Source organism: Streptomyces sp. NPDC001700, assembly GCF_053596435.1.
This window is the reverse complement of record NZ_JBSFGE010000006.1, coordinates 463016-480001: the sequence shown is the minus strand read 5'-3', so window position 1 is coordinate 480001 and position 16986 is coordinate 463016. Positions and strand designations below refer to the sequence as shown.

At 72.2% G+C, this 16986-nt stretch carries 2 protein-coding genes; both read left to right on the top strand.

Features of this window, described 5'->3' with window-relative positions; translation table 11 throughout:
* Positions 1–11976 carry an SDR family NAD(P)-dependent oxidoreductase gene (locus ACWC5C_RS15285; protein ID WP_450875863.1) on the top strand — a complete coding sequence of 3992 codons (11976 nt, stop codon included), beginning with the start codon at positions 1–3 and terminating at the stop codon, positions 11974–11976.
* 25 nt (positions 11977–12001) lie between these two features.
* Positions 12002–16942: a type I polyketide synthase gene (locus ACWC5C_RS15280; RefSeq protein ID WP_450875862.1), complete on the top strand. Its 4941-nt coding sequence runs from the start codon at positions 12002–12004 to the stop codon at positions 16940–16942.
* Positions 16943–16986: the final 44 nt, after the last annotated feature.

Genomic DNA, 16986 nt, shown 5'->3' with positions numbered 1-16986 from the left:
GTGAACGTGAACGAAGAGAAGCTGGTCGAGTACCTGAAGCGGGTGTCCGCGGATCTGCACGATACGCGGCTGCGCCTCCGTGAGGTGGAAGAGCGCTCCCAGGAACCGGTGGCCGTGGTGAGCGTCGCGTGCCGCTTCCCGGGCGGGGTGGACACGCCCGAAGCGCTGTGGCGCCTGGTGTCCGAAGGAGTCGACGCGATCGGCGACTTCCCCACCGATCGGGGCTGGGACCTGGAGGGCCTGTACCACCCGGACCCGGACCACCCGGGCACCACCTATGTCCGCCGGGGCGGATTCCTTGCCGACGCCGATCAATTCGACCCCCAGTTCTTCGGCATCAGCCCGCGCGAGGCCCTGGCCACCAGCCCGCAGCAGCGGCTGCTGCTCGAAACCGCATGGGAAGCGTTCGAGAGGGCCGGTATCGATCCCCTTTCGCTGAAGGGCTCCCCCACGGGGGTCTACGCCGGTACGGCCACCACCGGCGGCGCGGCCTCGGGCGGCGACCTTCCGGAGCAGGCATCCGAGGGATACGCGGGCAACGCGCCGAGCCTGCTGTCGGGACGCGTGTCCTACACCTTCGGCCTCGAAGGCCCGGCCGTCACGGTGGAGACGGCGTGCTCGTCCTCGCTGGTGGCCATCCACCTGGCGAGTCAGGCACTGAGGCAGGGCGAATGCACGCTCGCCCTGGCCGGTGGCGTCACGGTGATGGCCACCCCCGAGGTGTTCACCGGATTCTCCCGGCAACGTGGCCTGTCCCCGGACGGCCGGTGCAAGGCGTTCGCCGCCACCGCCGACGGCACGGGGTGGGGTGAAGGCGTCGGCCTGGTGCTGCTGGAACGCCTGTCGGACGCGCGGCGCAACGGTCACCGGGTGATGGCCGTCATCCGGGGTTCGGCCATCAACCAGGACGGCGCCAGCAACGGCTTCACGGCGCCGAACGGCCCGTCGCAGCAGCGCGTCATCCGCCAGGCGCTGACCAGCGCCCAGCTGGCCCCGTCCGAGGTCGACGCCGTCGAGGCCCATGGCACCGGCACCACCCTCGGCGACCCCATCGAGGCGGACGCGCTCATCGCCACCTACGGGCAGGACCGGCCGGAGGGCCGTCCCCTGTGGCTGGGCTCGTTGAAGTCCAACATCGGCCATACGCAGGGCGCGGCGGGCGTGGCCGGTGTGATCAAGATGGTGATGGCGTTACGTCACGAGATGCTGCCCGCGACCCTGCACCTGGACGAGCCGACCCCGCACGTGGAGTGGGATGGGGGCGGCGTACGGCTGCTGACCCAGCCCGTGGAGTGGCCGCGCGGCGACCGGCCACGGCGGGCAGGGGTGTCCTCGTTCGGAATCAGCGGCACCAATGCGCATGTGATCGTGGAGCAGGCTCCGGAGGTGTCTGAGCGGGTTGAGGTGGTTCGGCCTGTTGAGGGTGTGGTGCCGTGGGTGGTGTCGGGGCGGAGTGTGGAGGCGTTGCGGGGTCAGGCGGGGGCGTTGGTGGCGCGGGTGGCTGATGCGGAGTTGATGCCGGTGGATGTGGGTTGGTCGTTGGTTGCGGGGCGGTCGGTGTTTGAGCATCGTGCGGTGGTGGTGGGTGAGGAGCGCGCGGAGCTGGTGGCCGGGGTGGGTGCGTTGGCGGCTGGGGGGTCGCATCCGGGTGTGGTGCATTTGGGGGCTCCGGCTTTGGTGGGTGTTGTGGGTCCGGTGCTGGTGTTTCCAGGGCAGGGGTCCCAGTGGGTGGGGATGGGTGCGTCGTTGTTGGATGCGTCGCCGGTGTTCGCGGGGCGGGTGGCGGAGTGTGAGCGGGCTTTGTCGCCGTATGTGGACTGGTCCCTCACCGATGTACTGCGCGGTTCCGGGGGCGACCTGGGGCGGGTGGATGTGGTGCAGCCGGTGTTGTGGGCGGTGATGGTGTCGTTGGCGGCGGTGTGGGCCGGGCATGGGGTGAAGCCTGCGGCGGTGGTCGGCCACAGTCAGGGCGAGATCGCGGCTGCGGTCGTGGCCGGGGCGCTGTCGTTGGAGGACGGCGCGAAGGTGGTGGCGCTGCGTAGTCGGGCGTTGCGCAGCCTTGCGGGCGGTGGGGCGATGGCGTCGCTGGGTGTGGGGCAGGAGGAGGCCAGTCGGCTGCTGTCGGGGCTGGGTGACCCAGCGGCTGGAGTGGGTGTGGCGGCGGTCAACGGGCCGTCGTCTACGGTGGTTTCGGGTCCCCCGGAGCAGGTGGCCGCTGTGGTGGCCGCCTGTCAGGAGAACGGTGGCCGGGCGCGGCTGATCGACGTGGACTACGCCTCGCATGGTCCCCAGGTCGATGAGATCCGCGACGAGCTGATGCGCGTACTGGACGGTGTCCGCCCGAACGACACGTCTGGAAGCGGCATCACGTTCTACTCCACGGTGACCGGCGGCCGGATCTCCACCAGCGGTTTGGACACTCCGTACTGGGTGACGAATCTGCGGGAGCGCGTACGCTTCGCCGACGCACTCGAAGCGGCGCTGGCCGACGGGCATCGGGTGTTTATCGAGGCCAGCACCCACCCCGTCCTCGCGGTCGGCATGGAGGAGACCTTCGAGCGGGCGAGCGTCGACGCGGTGACCGTCCCGACGCTGCGCCGTGACCACGGGGGCAGGGCGCAGCTGGTGCGCTCCCTTGCCGAGGCGTTCGTCGCGGGCGTCCCGGTGGACTGGACGACCCTGTTCCCGGCCGACCCGACGCCACGGACGGTGGATCTGCCGACGTATGCCTTCCAGCGTCGGCGCTTCTGGGTGGCTGCCGCGAGTGGTCGAGCGGGGGATGTGTCGGCGGCAGGGTTGCAGCGTGTGGAGCACGCCTTGCTGCCCGCTGCGGTCGGACTGCCCGATGGCGGGTTGCTGCTGACCGGCCGGGTCTCCGCCGGAGGTGGCGGCTGGCAGGCCGAGCATGCCGTCGCGGGTGCGGCGTTGCTGCCCGGTGCGGCGCTGGTGGAGTGGGCGTTGCGGGCGGCCGATGAAGCCGGGTGCGGCGGCGTGGAGGAGCTGGCGCTGCAGGTGCCCTTGACCCTGCCCGAGTCGGGTGGCTTGCGCGTACAGGTGGTGGTCGGTGAGGCGGCGGAGGACGGAAGGCGCGACGTACGGGTGTACTCCCGCCCCGACCGCACCACCGAGCCGGGCGCCGACCCCGGGTGGGTGTGCCACGCCGATGGCGTGCTGAGCCCGCCGTCCCCGAGCGGCCCGGCGGAGGAGCTGCCCGGCGCATGGCCTCCGGCGCATGCGAAGCCGCTGGAGGTGGCGGGGTTCTACGATCGCGCGGCGGCGATCGGGTACGCGTACGGCCCGTCCTTCCAGGGGCTTCGGGCGGTGTGGCGCGATGGCCACGATCTGCTGGCCGAGGTGGCGCTGCCCGAGGCAGCCGGGGACCATGACCGCTTCGGTATCCACCCGGCGATCCTCGACGCCGCCCTGCACCCCCTCCTGCTGGCCGACCGGTTCGCCGCCGCCGACGCGGACGACCAGGCGGAGGCCGGGCAGCTGTGGTTGCCGTTCGTCTGGAACGGTGTATCCCTGTGGGCCACGGACGCGACCACGGTCCGCGTGCGGCTCACGCCGCGCCAGGGGAGCGGGGACGGCGAGCGCGGACTACGTCTCCTCGTGGCCGATGCCGGGGGCGCTCCCGTCCTCACGGTGGACTCCCTCACGATGCGTCCGGCCGACGCCGAGCAGCTGCGGTCCGTGGGCAGGCGCGATGCCGTTGGGTTGTTCACCCTCGACTGGACGTCCTTGCCTGAGACCGAGTCGGTCACGGCGGATGACGACGACTGGGTGGTCCTGGACCGACGCGATAGCGCCAGTGGTGCGGTCTGCCACCCGGACCTGACGGCGTTGGCCGCCGCGATGGACGGCGGTACGCCTGCTCCGGCCGTGGCCTTGGCGTATCTCCCCGCCGTGGGTGAGCCCGCCGACGATGACCTCGTGGCGGATGCGGAGCTGGCCGCTGTCGAACATGCGCTGGAACTGGTGCAGGGCTGGCTGGCCGAACCACGCCTGGCTGACGCCCGATTGGCGGTGGTGACGCGGGGTGCGGTCACGGGTGCCGAGGAGGTGGACTTGGCCGGTGCCGCCGTATGGGGCCTGCTGCGGAGTGCCCAGGCGGAGCATCCGGACCGATTCGTCCTCCTGGACACGGACCCGCATGCCCACGCCGAGGCGACCCATCGCAGCGTGGCCGACGCCGTGGCGCGGGCCGTACGGGCTGATGAGCCGCAGGTGGCCATGCGGGACGGACAGTTGCTGGTGCCCCGGCTGGCCGTCGCCCGCGCGGGCGGTGACGAGTCCACCACCGAGCGGCCAGGGGCGTCCGGTGCTCTCGACCCGGACGGGACCGTGCTCATCGTCGGTGGCACGGGCCTGCTGGGCGGACTGGTCGCCGAACACCTCGTCCGTACGTGGCAGGTCGGTTACCTACTGCTGGTGAGCCGCCGTGGGCCGGACGCTCCCGGCGCACGGGAGCTGGCCGACCGGCTGGAAGACCTCGGCGCGCGGGTGCGGATCGCCGCCGTAGATGTCACGGACGCGGGCGCGGTGGCAGAGCTGGTGGCGGGGGTCGATGCGGAACATCCGCTGACCGGGGTCATCCATGCCGCAGGCGTGCTGGACGACGCGGTGGTGACCTCACTGAACCCGCGACAAGTGGCGCGGGTGTGGGCGGCCAAGGCCACGGCGGCGGCGCATCTGCATGCCGCGACAGCGGGTCTGCCGCTGGGCCTGTTCGTGATGTTCTCCTCGGCCGCCGGGGTGGTGGGCAACGCCGGGCAGGCCGGATACGCGGCGGCGAACGCCTACGTCGATGCGCTGGTCGCCCGCCGCCGGGGTCGCGGGCTGCCCGGGCTGTCGGTGGCATGGGGGCTGTGGGAGCAGGCCAGCGCCATGACCGGGCACATGGGCCACATGGATCTGACCCGGCTGCGCGGAATGCGGCCCTTGTCGTCCGAGCGCGGACTCGCGCTGCTGGATGCCGCGTGCCGGGTCCCGGATCCGTTGGTGGTTGCGGTGGATCTTGATGTGGCGGGGGTGGTGGGTGGTGGTGTGCCTGCGGTGTTGCGTGGGTTGGTGGTGGGTCGTGTGCGGCGTCGGGTGGCTGTTGGTGGTGTGTCGGCTGGTGGGTTGGTTGGGAGGTTGGTGGGGTTGGATGAGGGTGGTCGGTTGGATGTGGTGGGTGAGGTGGTGCGGGGTTGTGTGGCGGTGGTGTTGGGGTTTGGTTCGTCGGGTGAGGTGCGGTCGGGGGTGGCGTTCAAGGAGTTGGGTTTTGATTCGTTGACGGCGGTGGAGTTGCGTAATCGTTTGTCGGCGGTGACGGGGTTGCGGTTGCCTGCGACGATGGTGTTCGACTATCCGACACCGCACGCCCTGGCCACCTATCTGTGCACCCGGTTGGTGGGTGAGTCCGCGGTGGCGCGCGGCCCGGCGATGACGGTGGCCGACTCGGGTGAGCCGATCGCGATCGTGGGGATGACCTGCCGGTTCCCCGGTGGCGCGACATCTCCCGAGACGCTGTGGGAGCTGGTCGCCTCGGGGAAGGACGTGATCGGGGAGTTTCCGACCGGCCGGGGCTGGGACCTGGACGGCCTCTTCCACCCGGACCCCGACCACCCCGGCACCAGCTACGCGAACGAGGGCGGCTTCCTCCACGACGCCGACGCGTTCGACGCGGGGTTCTTCGGTATCAACCCGCGCGAGGCGCTGGCGACGGATCCGCAGCAGCGGTTGTTGCTGGAGGCCGCGTGGGAGGTGGTGGAGCGGGCCGGTATCGACCCGGTGTCGTTGAAGGGCAGCCCGACCGGCGTCTACGCCGGGGTCATGTACCACGACTACGCCACCGGACTGAGCAGCGGCGCCGATGCCAAGCTCGAAGGCTACGCGATGCTCGCAGGCTCGGGCAGCGTGGTCTCGGGGCGGGTGGCGTACACGCTCGGGTTGGAAGGTCCGGCGGTGACGGTGGATACGGCGTGTTCGTCGTCGCTGGTGGCGATGCATCTGGCGGCGCAGGCGCTGCGGCAGGGCGAGTGCACGCTCGCTCTGGCGGGTGGTGTGACGGTGATGGCCACGCCGGATGTGTTCACCGGCTTCTCGCGCCAGCGCGGCCTGGCCCCCGATGGGCGCTGCAAGCCCTTCGCCGCAGCCGCTGATGGTACGGGCTGGGGCGAGGGTGTGGGCCTGTTGTTGTTGGAGCGGTTGTCGGATGCGCGGCGCAACGGCCACCAGGTGTTGGCGGTGATCCGGGGTTCGGCGGTGAATCAGGATGGTGCGTCGAACGGGTTGACGGCGCCGAACGGTCCGTCGCAGCAGCGGGTGATCCGGCAGGCGCTGGCCGGTGCGGGCCTGTCGGCCGCCGAGGTGGACGCGGTCGAGGCGCACGGTACGGGGACGACGCTGGGTGACCCGATCGAGGCGCAGGCGCTGCTGGCGACGTACGGCCAGGAACGCACTGCCGATGAGCCGCTGTGGCTGGGGTCGGTGAAGTCGAATATCGGGCATACGCAGGCGGCGGCGGGTGTGGCCGGTGTCATCAAGATGGTGCAGGCCATGCGGCATGGCGTACTGCCCGCCTCGCTGCACATCGACGAGCCGACACCGCATGTCGACTGGGACAGCGGTGCGGTCCGGCTGCTGACCGATTCCGTGGAGTGGCCGCAGGTCGAGCGTCCGCGCCGGGCTGGAGTGTCCTCCTTCGGCGCCTCCGGTACGAACGCCCACGTGATCCTGGAGCAGGCCCCGGACATGCCGCCCGAGGCGGAGCCGGTGCCCGAGCACGGTGGTGCCGTGCCCTGGGTGCTGTCCGCGCGCAGCGCAGAAGCGCTGAGCGGGCAGGCCGGGGCGCTGGTCGCGTGCTTGAAGGGCGCTGAGGTGACGCCGGTGGACGTGGGCTGGTCGCTCGTCAGCACACGGTCGGTGTTCGAGCATCGTGCGGTAGTGGTGGGCGACGACCGCGCCGAGCTGGTGGCGGCGGTCGAGGCCCTGGCAACAGGGGAGTCCCACCCGGATGTGGCGCACACGGGTGCTCCGGCACCGACGGCCGCCATGGGTCCGGTGCTGGTGTTCCCGGGCCAAGGGGCCCAGTGGGCCGGTATGGGGGCCGCGCTGCTCGACACGTCGCCGGTGTTCGCGGGGCGGGTGGCGGAGTGTGAGCGGGCTTTGTCGCCGTACGTCGATTGGTCGCTTACGGATGTGCTGCGTGGTTCCGGGGGCGATCTGGGCCGGGTGGATGTGGTGCAGCCGGTGTTGTGGGCGGTGATGGTGTCCCTGGCGGCGGTGTGGGCCGGGCATGGTGTGAAGCCTGCGGCTGTGGTCGGCCACAGTCAGGGCGAGATCGCGGCTGCGGTCGTGGCCGGGGCGCTGTCGTTGGAGGACGGCGCGAAGGTGGTGGCCCTGCGCAGCCGGGCGTTGCGCCAGCTGGCCGGTGGCGGAGCGATGGCGTCGCTGGGCGTGGGTGAGGAGCAGGCCGGACAGCTGCTGGCCCGGCTCGGTGATCAGGCCGCCGGGGTGGGCGTGGCGGCGGTCAACGGGCCCTCCTCCACGGTTATTTCGGGTCCCCCGGAGCAGGTGGCCGGCGTGGTGGCCGCATGCCAGGAGAACGGCGACCGCGCGCGGCTCATCGACGTGGACTACGCCTCACACGGCCCCCAGATCGACGAGATCCGCGACGAGCTTTTCCACGAACTGGACGGTATCCACCCGAACGACACCCCCGGAACAGGCATCACGTTCTACTCCACGGTGACCGGCGGCCACGCCGCTACCGCGCATCTGGACACCGCGTACTGGGTGACGAATCTGCGGGAGCGCGTACGGTTCGCCGACGCGCTCGAAGCGGCGCTGGCCGACGGGCATCGGGTGTTCATCGAAACCAGCACCCACCCCGTGCTGACCTTCGGCATGCAGGAGACCTTCGAGGGGACCGGCGCGGAGGCCGTCACGGTCCCCACGCTGCGCCGCGATCACGGAGACCGGGCCCAGCTGCTCCGCGCGCTCTCCCAGGCGTTCATCGCCGGAGTCGACGTCGACTGGACGACCCTGTACCCCGCCTCGCCCACGCCCCGGGTCGTGGAGCTGCCCACGTACGCTTTCCAGCGGGAGCGGTATTGGCTGGCGGGCCACAGCGGTCGCGGAGGCGACCCCGCCGACATCGGTCTGGTGTCCGCGCGGCACCCCGTGCTGGCCGCCGCCGTGGAGCTTGCCGATGGCAGCGGCCAGGTGCTGACGGGGCGGCTCTCGGCGCACAGGCAGACGTGGCTCGGTGACCACGTGGTGGCGGACGCGGTACTCGTGCCCGGCGCGGCCCTGGCGGAGTGGGCTCTGCGAGCGGCCGACGAGGTCGGCGCCGGTGGCGTGGAGGAACTGGCGCTCCAGGTCCCGCTGGTGCTGCCCCCGTCCGGTGGGGTGCGGCTTCAAGTGGTCGTCGGCGCGCCCGGGGACGACGGACGACGCGACGTGCGGGTGTACTCGCGGCCCGATGGCGATGCCGACCCCGGTGCCGCGTGGGTGTGCCACGCGGAGGGCGTACTGAGCGCGCCCGTCGACCGCGCCGACGACGCGGCGGTTCTGGGCGGCGCATGGCCCCCGGCGGGCGCGGAGCCGCTGGAGACCGAGGGATTTTACGCACGTGTCGCGGCCTCGGGATATGCGTACGGCCCGTCCTTCCAGGGACTGCGGGCGGTGTGGCGGGACGGCGCGGACGTCCTGGCCGAGGTGGTGCTGCCGGACGCCGCTGGCGAGCACGGTGGTTTCGGCATCCACCCGGCACTCCTCGACGCGGCCCTGCACCCGGCCCTGCTCATCGACCAGCTCGCCACCGGCACGGACACCGAGACCGCCCCCGGCCAGGTGTGGCTGCCGTTCGCGTGGAACGGCGTGCGGCTCTGGGCGGCCGAGGCGACCACGGTCCGGGTCCGGCTCTCCCCCCACGAGCAGTGCGTGGACGGCGAACGCGCGCTGCGCGTGACCGTGGCCGATCCGGTCGGTGTGCCGGTGCTGACCGTGGATTCGGTGGCGATGCGCCCGGCGAGCGTGGACCAGCTGCGGTCGGTGCACACCCGTAGTACGGACAGCCTGTTCACCCTCGACTGGACCTCCCTGCCCCTCACCGTGGGCACTACTGAACCAGCGGGCGACGACAGCCCTTGGGCCGTCCTGGGCGCCGATTCCCCGTACCTCGCCGGACCATGGGCGAACCACCTCGCGGATCTCACCGCGTTGATCGAGGCGCTCGATCGCGGGGAACCGACCCCGCCGGTGGTCTTCGCCGACGTACCGGCCATGGGCATCGGCGACGAGCTGGCGGCCGAGGGTCTGGCCATGACGGAACGGACGCTGGTTCTGCTCCAGGGCTGGCTGGCCGAACCACGGCTGGCCGACGCCCGGTTGGTGGTCGTCACCCACGGCGCGGTCACAGACGGTGAGGACGTGGCTGCCGCCGCCGTGTGGGGCCTGGTACGCAGTGCCCAGTCGGAGAATCCCGGCCGGTTCCTCCTGCTCGACCTCGACCCCCACCACGACACCGATACCGACACCGTTCGGGCTGCCGTCACGCATGCCGTGGAGAGCGACGAACCACAGCTCGCCATCCGCGCGCGGCGGGTCCTGGTGCCCCGCCTCGTCCGGGCCGGTGCGGGTGGCGCGGGGCTTGTGGGCCCGGTGGAGCAACCGGCCGCGTGGCGGTTGGACACCGTCGGCACGGCCACCCTGGACAACGTGGTGCCGGTGCCCTGCCCGGAGGTGCTGGAGCCGCTGGGAACGGGCCAGGTGCGCATCGCCGTCCGCGCGGCCGGTATCAACTTCCGGGACGTCGTGGTGAGCCTGGGCATGGTCCCGGGACAGACCGGGCTGGGTGGCGAAGGTGCCGGTGTGGTAGTGGACATCGGCCCCGGAGTGACCGAAGTCGCGGTGGGAGACGAGGTCATGGGCGTCTTCGACCAGTCCTTCGGCCCGCTGACGGTCACGGACGCACGGCTGGTGGCCCCCGTACCGGCCGGGTGGACCTTCCAGCAGGCGGCCGCCGTACCGGTGGCGTTCCTCACCGCCTGGTACGGGCTCACGGACCTCGCCGGACTCCGGCCGGGGCAGTCGGTGCTGATCCATGCCGCGACGGGTGGTGTGGGGATGGCGGCGGTGCAGATCGCCCGCCACGTGGGTGCGGAGATCTACGCCACGGCGAGTCCCGGCAAGCATGCGGTGCTGGAGGACATGGGCATCGACGCCGCTCACCGGGCCTCGTCGCGCGATCTGGATTTCGAGCAGGTGGTGCGGGAGGCCACTGGTGGCCGTGGCGTGGATGTCGTACTGAACAGCCTGGCCGGGCCCTTCGTGGACGCCTCGCTGCGGCTGCTGGCCGAGGACGGCATGTTGCTGGAGATGGGGAAGACCGACATCCGTGATCCGGAGCAGATCGCGGCGGAGTATCCCGGGGTGCGGTACGAGGCGTACGACCTGATCACGGGTGCCGGGACGGACCGTATCGGCCGGATGCTGAACGAACTCGCAGAGTTGTTCGCGTCGGAGGCTCTGGCGCCGCCGCCGGTCCGGGCATGGCCGTTGTGCCGGGCGCGGGAAGCGCTGCGGTATCTGAGCCAGGCCAAGCACACCGGCAAGCTGGTGCTCGACATCCCGGCCCCGGTGGATCAGGAGGGCACGGTACTCATCACCGGGGGCACCGGAACCCTGGGCGGTCAGGTGGCCGAACACCTCGTCCGCACCTGGGGCGTCCGCCATCTCCTCCTCGTCAGCCGCAGCGGCCCCGACGCGACCGGCGCCAAGGAACTGGCCATCCAGCTGGGCGAGTTGGGCGCCGAGGTACGCATCGCCGCAGCCGATGTGGCCGACCCCGACGCGGTCAACGATCTCGTCGCGGGCATCGACCCCGCGCATCCGCTGACCGGTGTCATCCATGCCGCAGGCGTGCTGGACGACGCCGTCGTCACCTCGCAATCGCCGGAGCGGCTGGCGCGGGTGTGGGGAGCCAAGGCCACCGCCGCGGCCAACCTGCACACCGCCACCGCACTCCTTCCCCTGGCCATGTTCGTGATGTTCTCCTCGGCCGCCGGGGTCATGGGCAGCCCCGGGCAGGCCAACTACGCGGCGGCCAACGCCTTCTGTGATGCCCTCGCCGCCCACCGCCAGGCCGCCGGTCTGCCCGGCGTATCGGTGGCCTGGGGGCTGTGGGCCGAGGCCAGCGGGATGACCGGGCATCTGGCCGAGGCGGACCTGGCCCGGATGGCCCGGTCCGGAATCGCCGCGATGTCCAGCCACCAGGCGCTGCGGCTGCTGGACGCCGCCTGCTGGCACGGCGACCCTCAACCGGCCGCCGTCGACCTCGATGTCCGCGCCCTGTCCGCACAGCCCGCCGACGCGCTCCCGGCCCTGCTGCGCGCCCTCACCAGCGACGCCCGTGGAGCCACAGCACGGCGAACGGCCGCCACCGGCGCGCCCGCCGCAGGACTGGTCGGTCGGCTCACCGCGCTGCCGCCGGCTGAACAACACCGCGAACTGCTCAGCCTGGTACGCACCCAGGCCGCCGCGGTGCTGGGGCACACCGATGCCGGGGCGGTGTCCAGCGACACCCCGTTCAAGGATCTGGGCTTCGACTCGCTGACCGCCGTCGAGCTGCGCAACCGGCTCGCCGCGGCCACCGGGCTGCGGCTGCCCGCCACGTTCATCTTCCGGCATCCGACGCCTGCGGCCATCGCCGACGACCTCCGCACCCAGCTGTGCCCCGTGGCCGCGGACACGTCCGGCCCCGTCTTCGGCGAGCTGGAGAAGCTGGAGGGAGCGATGGCCACGTTCGCCCCCGACGACGAGGCCCGGGGCAGGCTGACGAAGCGCCTGGAGGCCCTGCTGTGGCGGCTCGGCGACGGTGCGCCGGAGGCCGCCAACGCGGTCGGCCACACCGTGGACGACGAGGCCGTGGAAGCCGCGTCGGACGACGAACTGTTCGCGTTCATCGACCGGGAACTGCCTTCTTGACCACGAGTAGCGTGAGTGAGGACTGATGTCGGGTACGGAAGAAAAGCTCCGCCAATACCTGAAGCGGGTCACGGTGGATCTGGGGCAGGCCCGTCAGCGGGTACGGGACCTGGAGGAGCGGTCCCAGGAGCCGGTGGCCTTGGTGAGCATGGCCTGCCGCTATCCCGGCGGGGTGGGCTCGCCCGAGGAATTATGGGAGCTGGTGTCCTCGGGCGGAGACGGGATCGAGGAGTTCCCCACCGACCGTGGCTGGGATCTGGAGGGCCTCTACCACCCGGATCCCGACCACCCCGGTACCAGCTATGTGCGGCACGGTGGATTCCTGCGCGGGGCCGACCGCTTCGACGCCGAGTTCTTCGGCATCAGCCCGCGCGAGGCGCTGGCGATGGATCCGCAGCAGCGGCTGCTGCTGGAAGTGTCGTGGGAACTGCTGGAACGGGCGGGCATCGACCCTGCGTCGCTGAAGGGCAGCCCGACCGGTGTGTACGCCGGGGTGTCCAGCCAGGACTATCTGTCCCGGATGCCACGGATCCCCGAGGGCTTCGAGGGGTACGCCACCACCGGCAGCCTCACCAGCGTGGTGTCCGGCCGGGTGGCGTACACCTTCGGGCTGGAAGGGCCCGCGGTGACCGTGGACACCGCGTGTTCCTCGTCCCTGGTGGCGATGCACCTGGCTTGCCAGGCGCTGCGCCAGGGCGAATGCGAACTGGCGCTCGCGGGCGGGGTCACCGCGCTGACGACCCCGACCGCGTTCGCCGAGTTCTCCCGGCAGCGGGGGCTGGCCCCGGACGGGCGATGCAAGTCCTTCGCGGCGGCCGCCGATGGCACCGGTTTCTCCGAGGGCGTCGGGCTGGTACTGCTGGAGCGGCTGTCGGACGCACGCCGCCACGGCCACCGGGTGCTGGCAGTGATCCGGGGTTCGGCCGTCAACCAGGACGGTGCCAGCAACGGCCTGACCGCGCCCAACGACGTATCGCAGGAGCGCGTGATCCGGCAGGCGCTGGCCAGCGCGCGGCTCGCCCCCGACCAGGTGGACGCGGTGGAGGCGCACGGCACGGGTACGTCGCTCGGCGACCCGATCGAGGCGCACGCGCTGCTGGCCACGTACGGCCGGGACCGACCGGCCGACCGGCCCCTGTGGCTGGGCTCCCTCAAGTCGAACATCGGCCACGCCCAGGCGGCGGCGGGCGTCGCCGGTGTGATCAAGATGGTGATGGCGCTCCGGCAGGAAACGCTGCCGGTCACGCTGCACGTCGACGAGCCGACACCGCACGTGGACTGGGAGGGCGGCGGGGTACGGCTGCTGGCCGAACCGGTGGCGTGGCCGAGGGGCGAGCGTCCGCGCCGCGCGGGAGTCTCCTCCTTCGGCATCAGCGGCACCAACGCCCATCTGATCCTGGAGCAGGCGCCCGAGCTTTCCGAGCCTGCCGCGCAGGCCACATCGGGCGCGATCACCGGCGTCACCGCGTGGGTGCTCTCCGCCCGCAGCCAGCGGGCCCTGCGGGGGCAGGCGGCGGCGCTGGCGGCACGGGTGGCGGAGGACCCACGGCTGCCCGTGGCCGATGTGGGCTGGTCGCTCGTCACCACACGGTCGCGGTTCGACCACCGGGCCGTGGTGCTCGGCGAGGACCGGGATGCGCTGGTGGCGGCCGTCGCGGCGCTCGCCGCCGGAGAAGCGCACCCGGGCGTGGTCCACCCCGGTGTCGCCACCGTGGCGGGCGAGTCCGGGCCGGTGCTGGTGTTTCCGGGGCAGGGTTCGCAGTGGGCGGGCATGGGGGCCGGGCTGCTCGACGCGTCGCCGGTGTTCGCGGGGCGGGTGGCGGAGTGTGAGCGGGCTTTGTCGCCGTACGTCGATTGGTCGCTTACGGATGTGCTGCGCGGCTCGGGGAGCGATCTGGGCCGAGTGGATGTGGTGCAGCCGGTGTTGTGGGCGGTGATGGTGTCCCTGGCGGCGGTGTGGGCCGGGCATGGCGTGAAGCCTGCGGCTGTGGTCGGCCACAGCCAGGGCGAGATCGCGGCGGCAGTGGTGGCCGGGGCGCTGTCCCTGGACGACGGCGCGAAGGTGGTGGCGCTGCGTAGCCGCGCGTTGCGCCGACTGGCGGGAGGCGGGGCGATGGCGTCGCTCGGTCTGGGCCAGGAACAGGTGGCCAAGCTGCTGTCCGGGCTCGGCGACCGGGGTGCCGAGGTCGGGGTGGCGGCCGTCAACGGCCCTTCCTCCACCGTCATTTCAGGACCCCAGGAGCAAGTGGCCGCCGCCGTGGCCGTTTGCCAGGAGAACGGCGACCGGGCGCGGCTCATCGACGTGGACTACGCGTCTCACGGCCCGCAGGTCGACGAGATCGCCGGTGAACTGACCGAGGTTCTGGCCGGGATCCGGCCCAGCGCGTCGAAGGTGGCGTTCTACTCCACGGTCACCGGCGGACGGATCGACACCGCCGCCCTCGACAGCGGCTACTGGGTGACGAATCTGCGGGAGCCCGTACGGTTCGCCGCCGCCATCGAAGCGCTGCTGGCCGATGGCCACCGGGCGTTCATCGAGACCAGCACCCACCCCGTGCTGACCGTCGGCATGCAGGAGACGTTCGAGCACACGGGCATCGAGGCCGTCACCGTGCCCACCCTGCGCCGTGACCACGGGGGCGGGGCGCAGCTGGTCCAGTCCCTCGCCCAGGCGTTCACCGCCGGGGCCGATGTCGACTGGACGACCCTCCACCCGATCGGCCCGGTGGCCCCGCACACCGTCGACCTGCCTACGTACGCCTTCCAGCGGGAGCGGTACTGGCTGCCTGACTCGGTGCCGTCCGACGCGGCGCCGAGGGCGGACGAGGACGAGGCCCGCTTCTGGGCCGCGGTCGACGGCGGGGATCTGCGGGCGCTCTCCGATGCGCTACGGCTCCCCGACGACCCCGGCGCGCGGTCGTCGTGGGACACGGTGCTGCCGGTGCTCTCCGAGTGGCGGCGCGGTCGGCGTGAGCGGTCGGCCGTGGACTCCTGGCGCTACCGCGTCCAGTGGCAGCCCCTCACCGACCTCGCCGACGACGTCCCGGACGGCGCGGGGCGCACCTGGCTCGTCGTCCGACCGGCCGACCGTGCGCATGACTGGGTGACCGCCTGCGTCCAAGCGCTCCGCGCGGGTGGTGGGCAGGTGGACGAGCTGACCGTCGCCGAGGACACCGACCGGGCGCGGCTCGTAGAGCTGCTGCACACCCGGTACGCCGATGAGGCGCCACCGGCCGGTGTCCTGTCGCTGCTGGCACTCGACGAGTCCGTACCCCACCGGGCCGATGGCGTGGCCACCGGCCTGACCGGCACGCTCACCCTGCTGCAGGCCCTGGTGGACGCGGAGGTCACCGTGCCCCTGTGGTGCGCCACCCGTGGGGCGGTATCCGTGGGCGACACCGATCCGGTGATCGCCCCATCCCAGGCCCAGCTCTGGGGGCTCGGCCGGGTCGCCGCGCTCGAACACCCCACCATCTGGGGCGGGTTGATCGACCTCCCCACGAGCCCCGAGGCGGTGGAACCCGGCCGATTGCGCGCCCTGCTCACCGGGGCGCCCGACGAGGACCAGGTGGCGCTGCGCACCTCGGGAGCGTACGGGCGACGGCTGGCCCCCGCGCCGTCCGGCGGCGATGTGCCACCGCGGACCTGGGCGCCGCGGGGCTCCGTGCTCATCACCGGCGACACCACCGGCCCGGCGGCCCATATGGCCCGGTGGGCGGCGGACAACGGCGCGAAGCGCGTGGTGCTCCTGGGGCGTCAGGACGGTGACGTGGCCGCCGAGCTGAAGGCCGAGCTGGACGCGTACGGTGCCGAGCTGACGATCGCGGACTGGGCGCCCGGCGACCGGGCGGGCCTCGTCCGTGTCGTCGACCAGCTGTCGTCGGAGGGCGTCCGGATCGGGACCGTCGTGCACACCGCGGTCTCCGGCGCACTGGCGCCGCTGACGGAGCTGACCCCGGAGCGCCTGACCAAAGAGATCTGCGCCCAACTGGCCTCTTCGGACGCGGACATGGAGGAGTTGTGCGGCCTCGGACCCGAGGACACCGTGATCTACTGCTCCACCGTCGCGACGGCATGGGGCAGCAAGGACCACGGTTCGTACGCCGCCGCCACCGCCCACCTCGACGCACTCGCCCAGCATCGGCGAGCCGAGGGCCGGGCCACGGTCTCGATCGCCTGGGGGCTGTGGGATCTCTCGGACGGCCACAGTGAGCGCTCCAGGCGTCAGGGGCTGTCGCCCCTGGATCCCCGCTGGGCGCTGAACGCCCTGCGGCAGGTGCTCGACCACGACGATCCGCAGATGACGATCGCCGATGTCACCTGGGAACGCTTCGCGCCCCTGTTCACCCTCGCCCGGCCGAGCAGGCTGTTCGACACGGTCCCGGCCGCCCGCCACGCCATCGAGGCCACCCAGGAGTCCGGCGATAGCGAAAGCGGCCCGGAGGGCGCCGCGGCGCTGCGCGAGGAGCTGGCCGCGCTGAGCGAGGACGACCGGACCGGACGGCTGCTCGCCCTGGTACGCGGCCATGTGGCCGCCGTACTGCACTATCCGGCGGCGGAGGCGGTCGACCCGGGACGGCCGTTCAAGGAACTCGGCTTCGACTCGATCGCGGCGGTGGAACTCAGGAACCGGCTGCGCGCCGCCACCGGGCTGAGCCTGCCGACGACGGTGGTCTTCGACTATCCGACACCGGAGACCCTGGCGGGCTGTCTGCTGACCCAGCTGGCCCCGGAGGAGTCCGCCGCCGCCCACCCGGGGCTCGGACATCTCGACGCGCTGGAGGTGGCGCTGGCCGGAATGGCGGCCGAAGACCCGCGGCGCACCGGCCTGGTGAACCGTCTGCAGGGCCTGCTGTGGAAGTACACGGCCACCGCGCAGGAGGAGGAAGGGGCTTCAGGGGAGGACCTCGCCGCCGCCACCGCCGACGAAGTGTTCGCCCTCATCGACCGCGAACTGGGCACCTGAGCCGCCGCCCTCGCGAAGAACCCCCCGTACGGCACACCGTACGG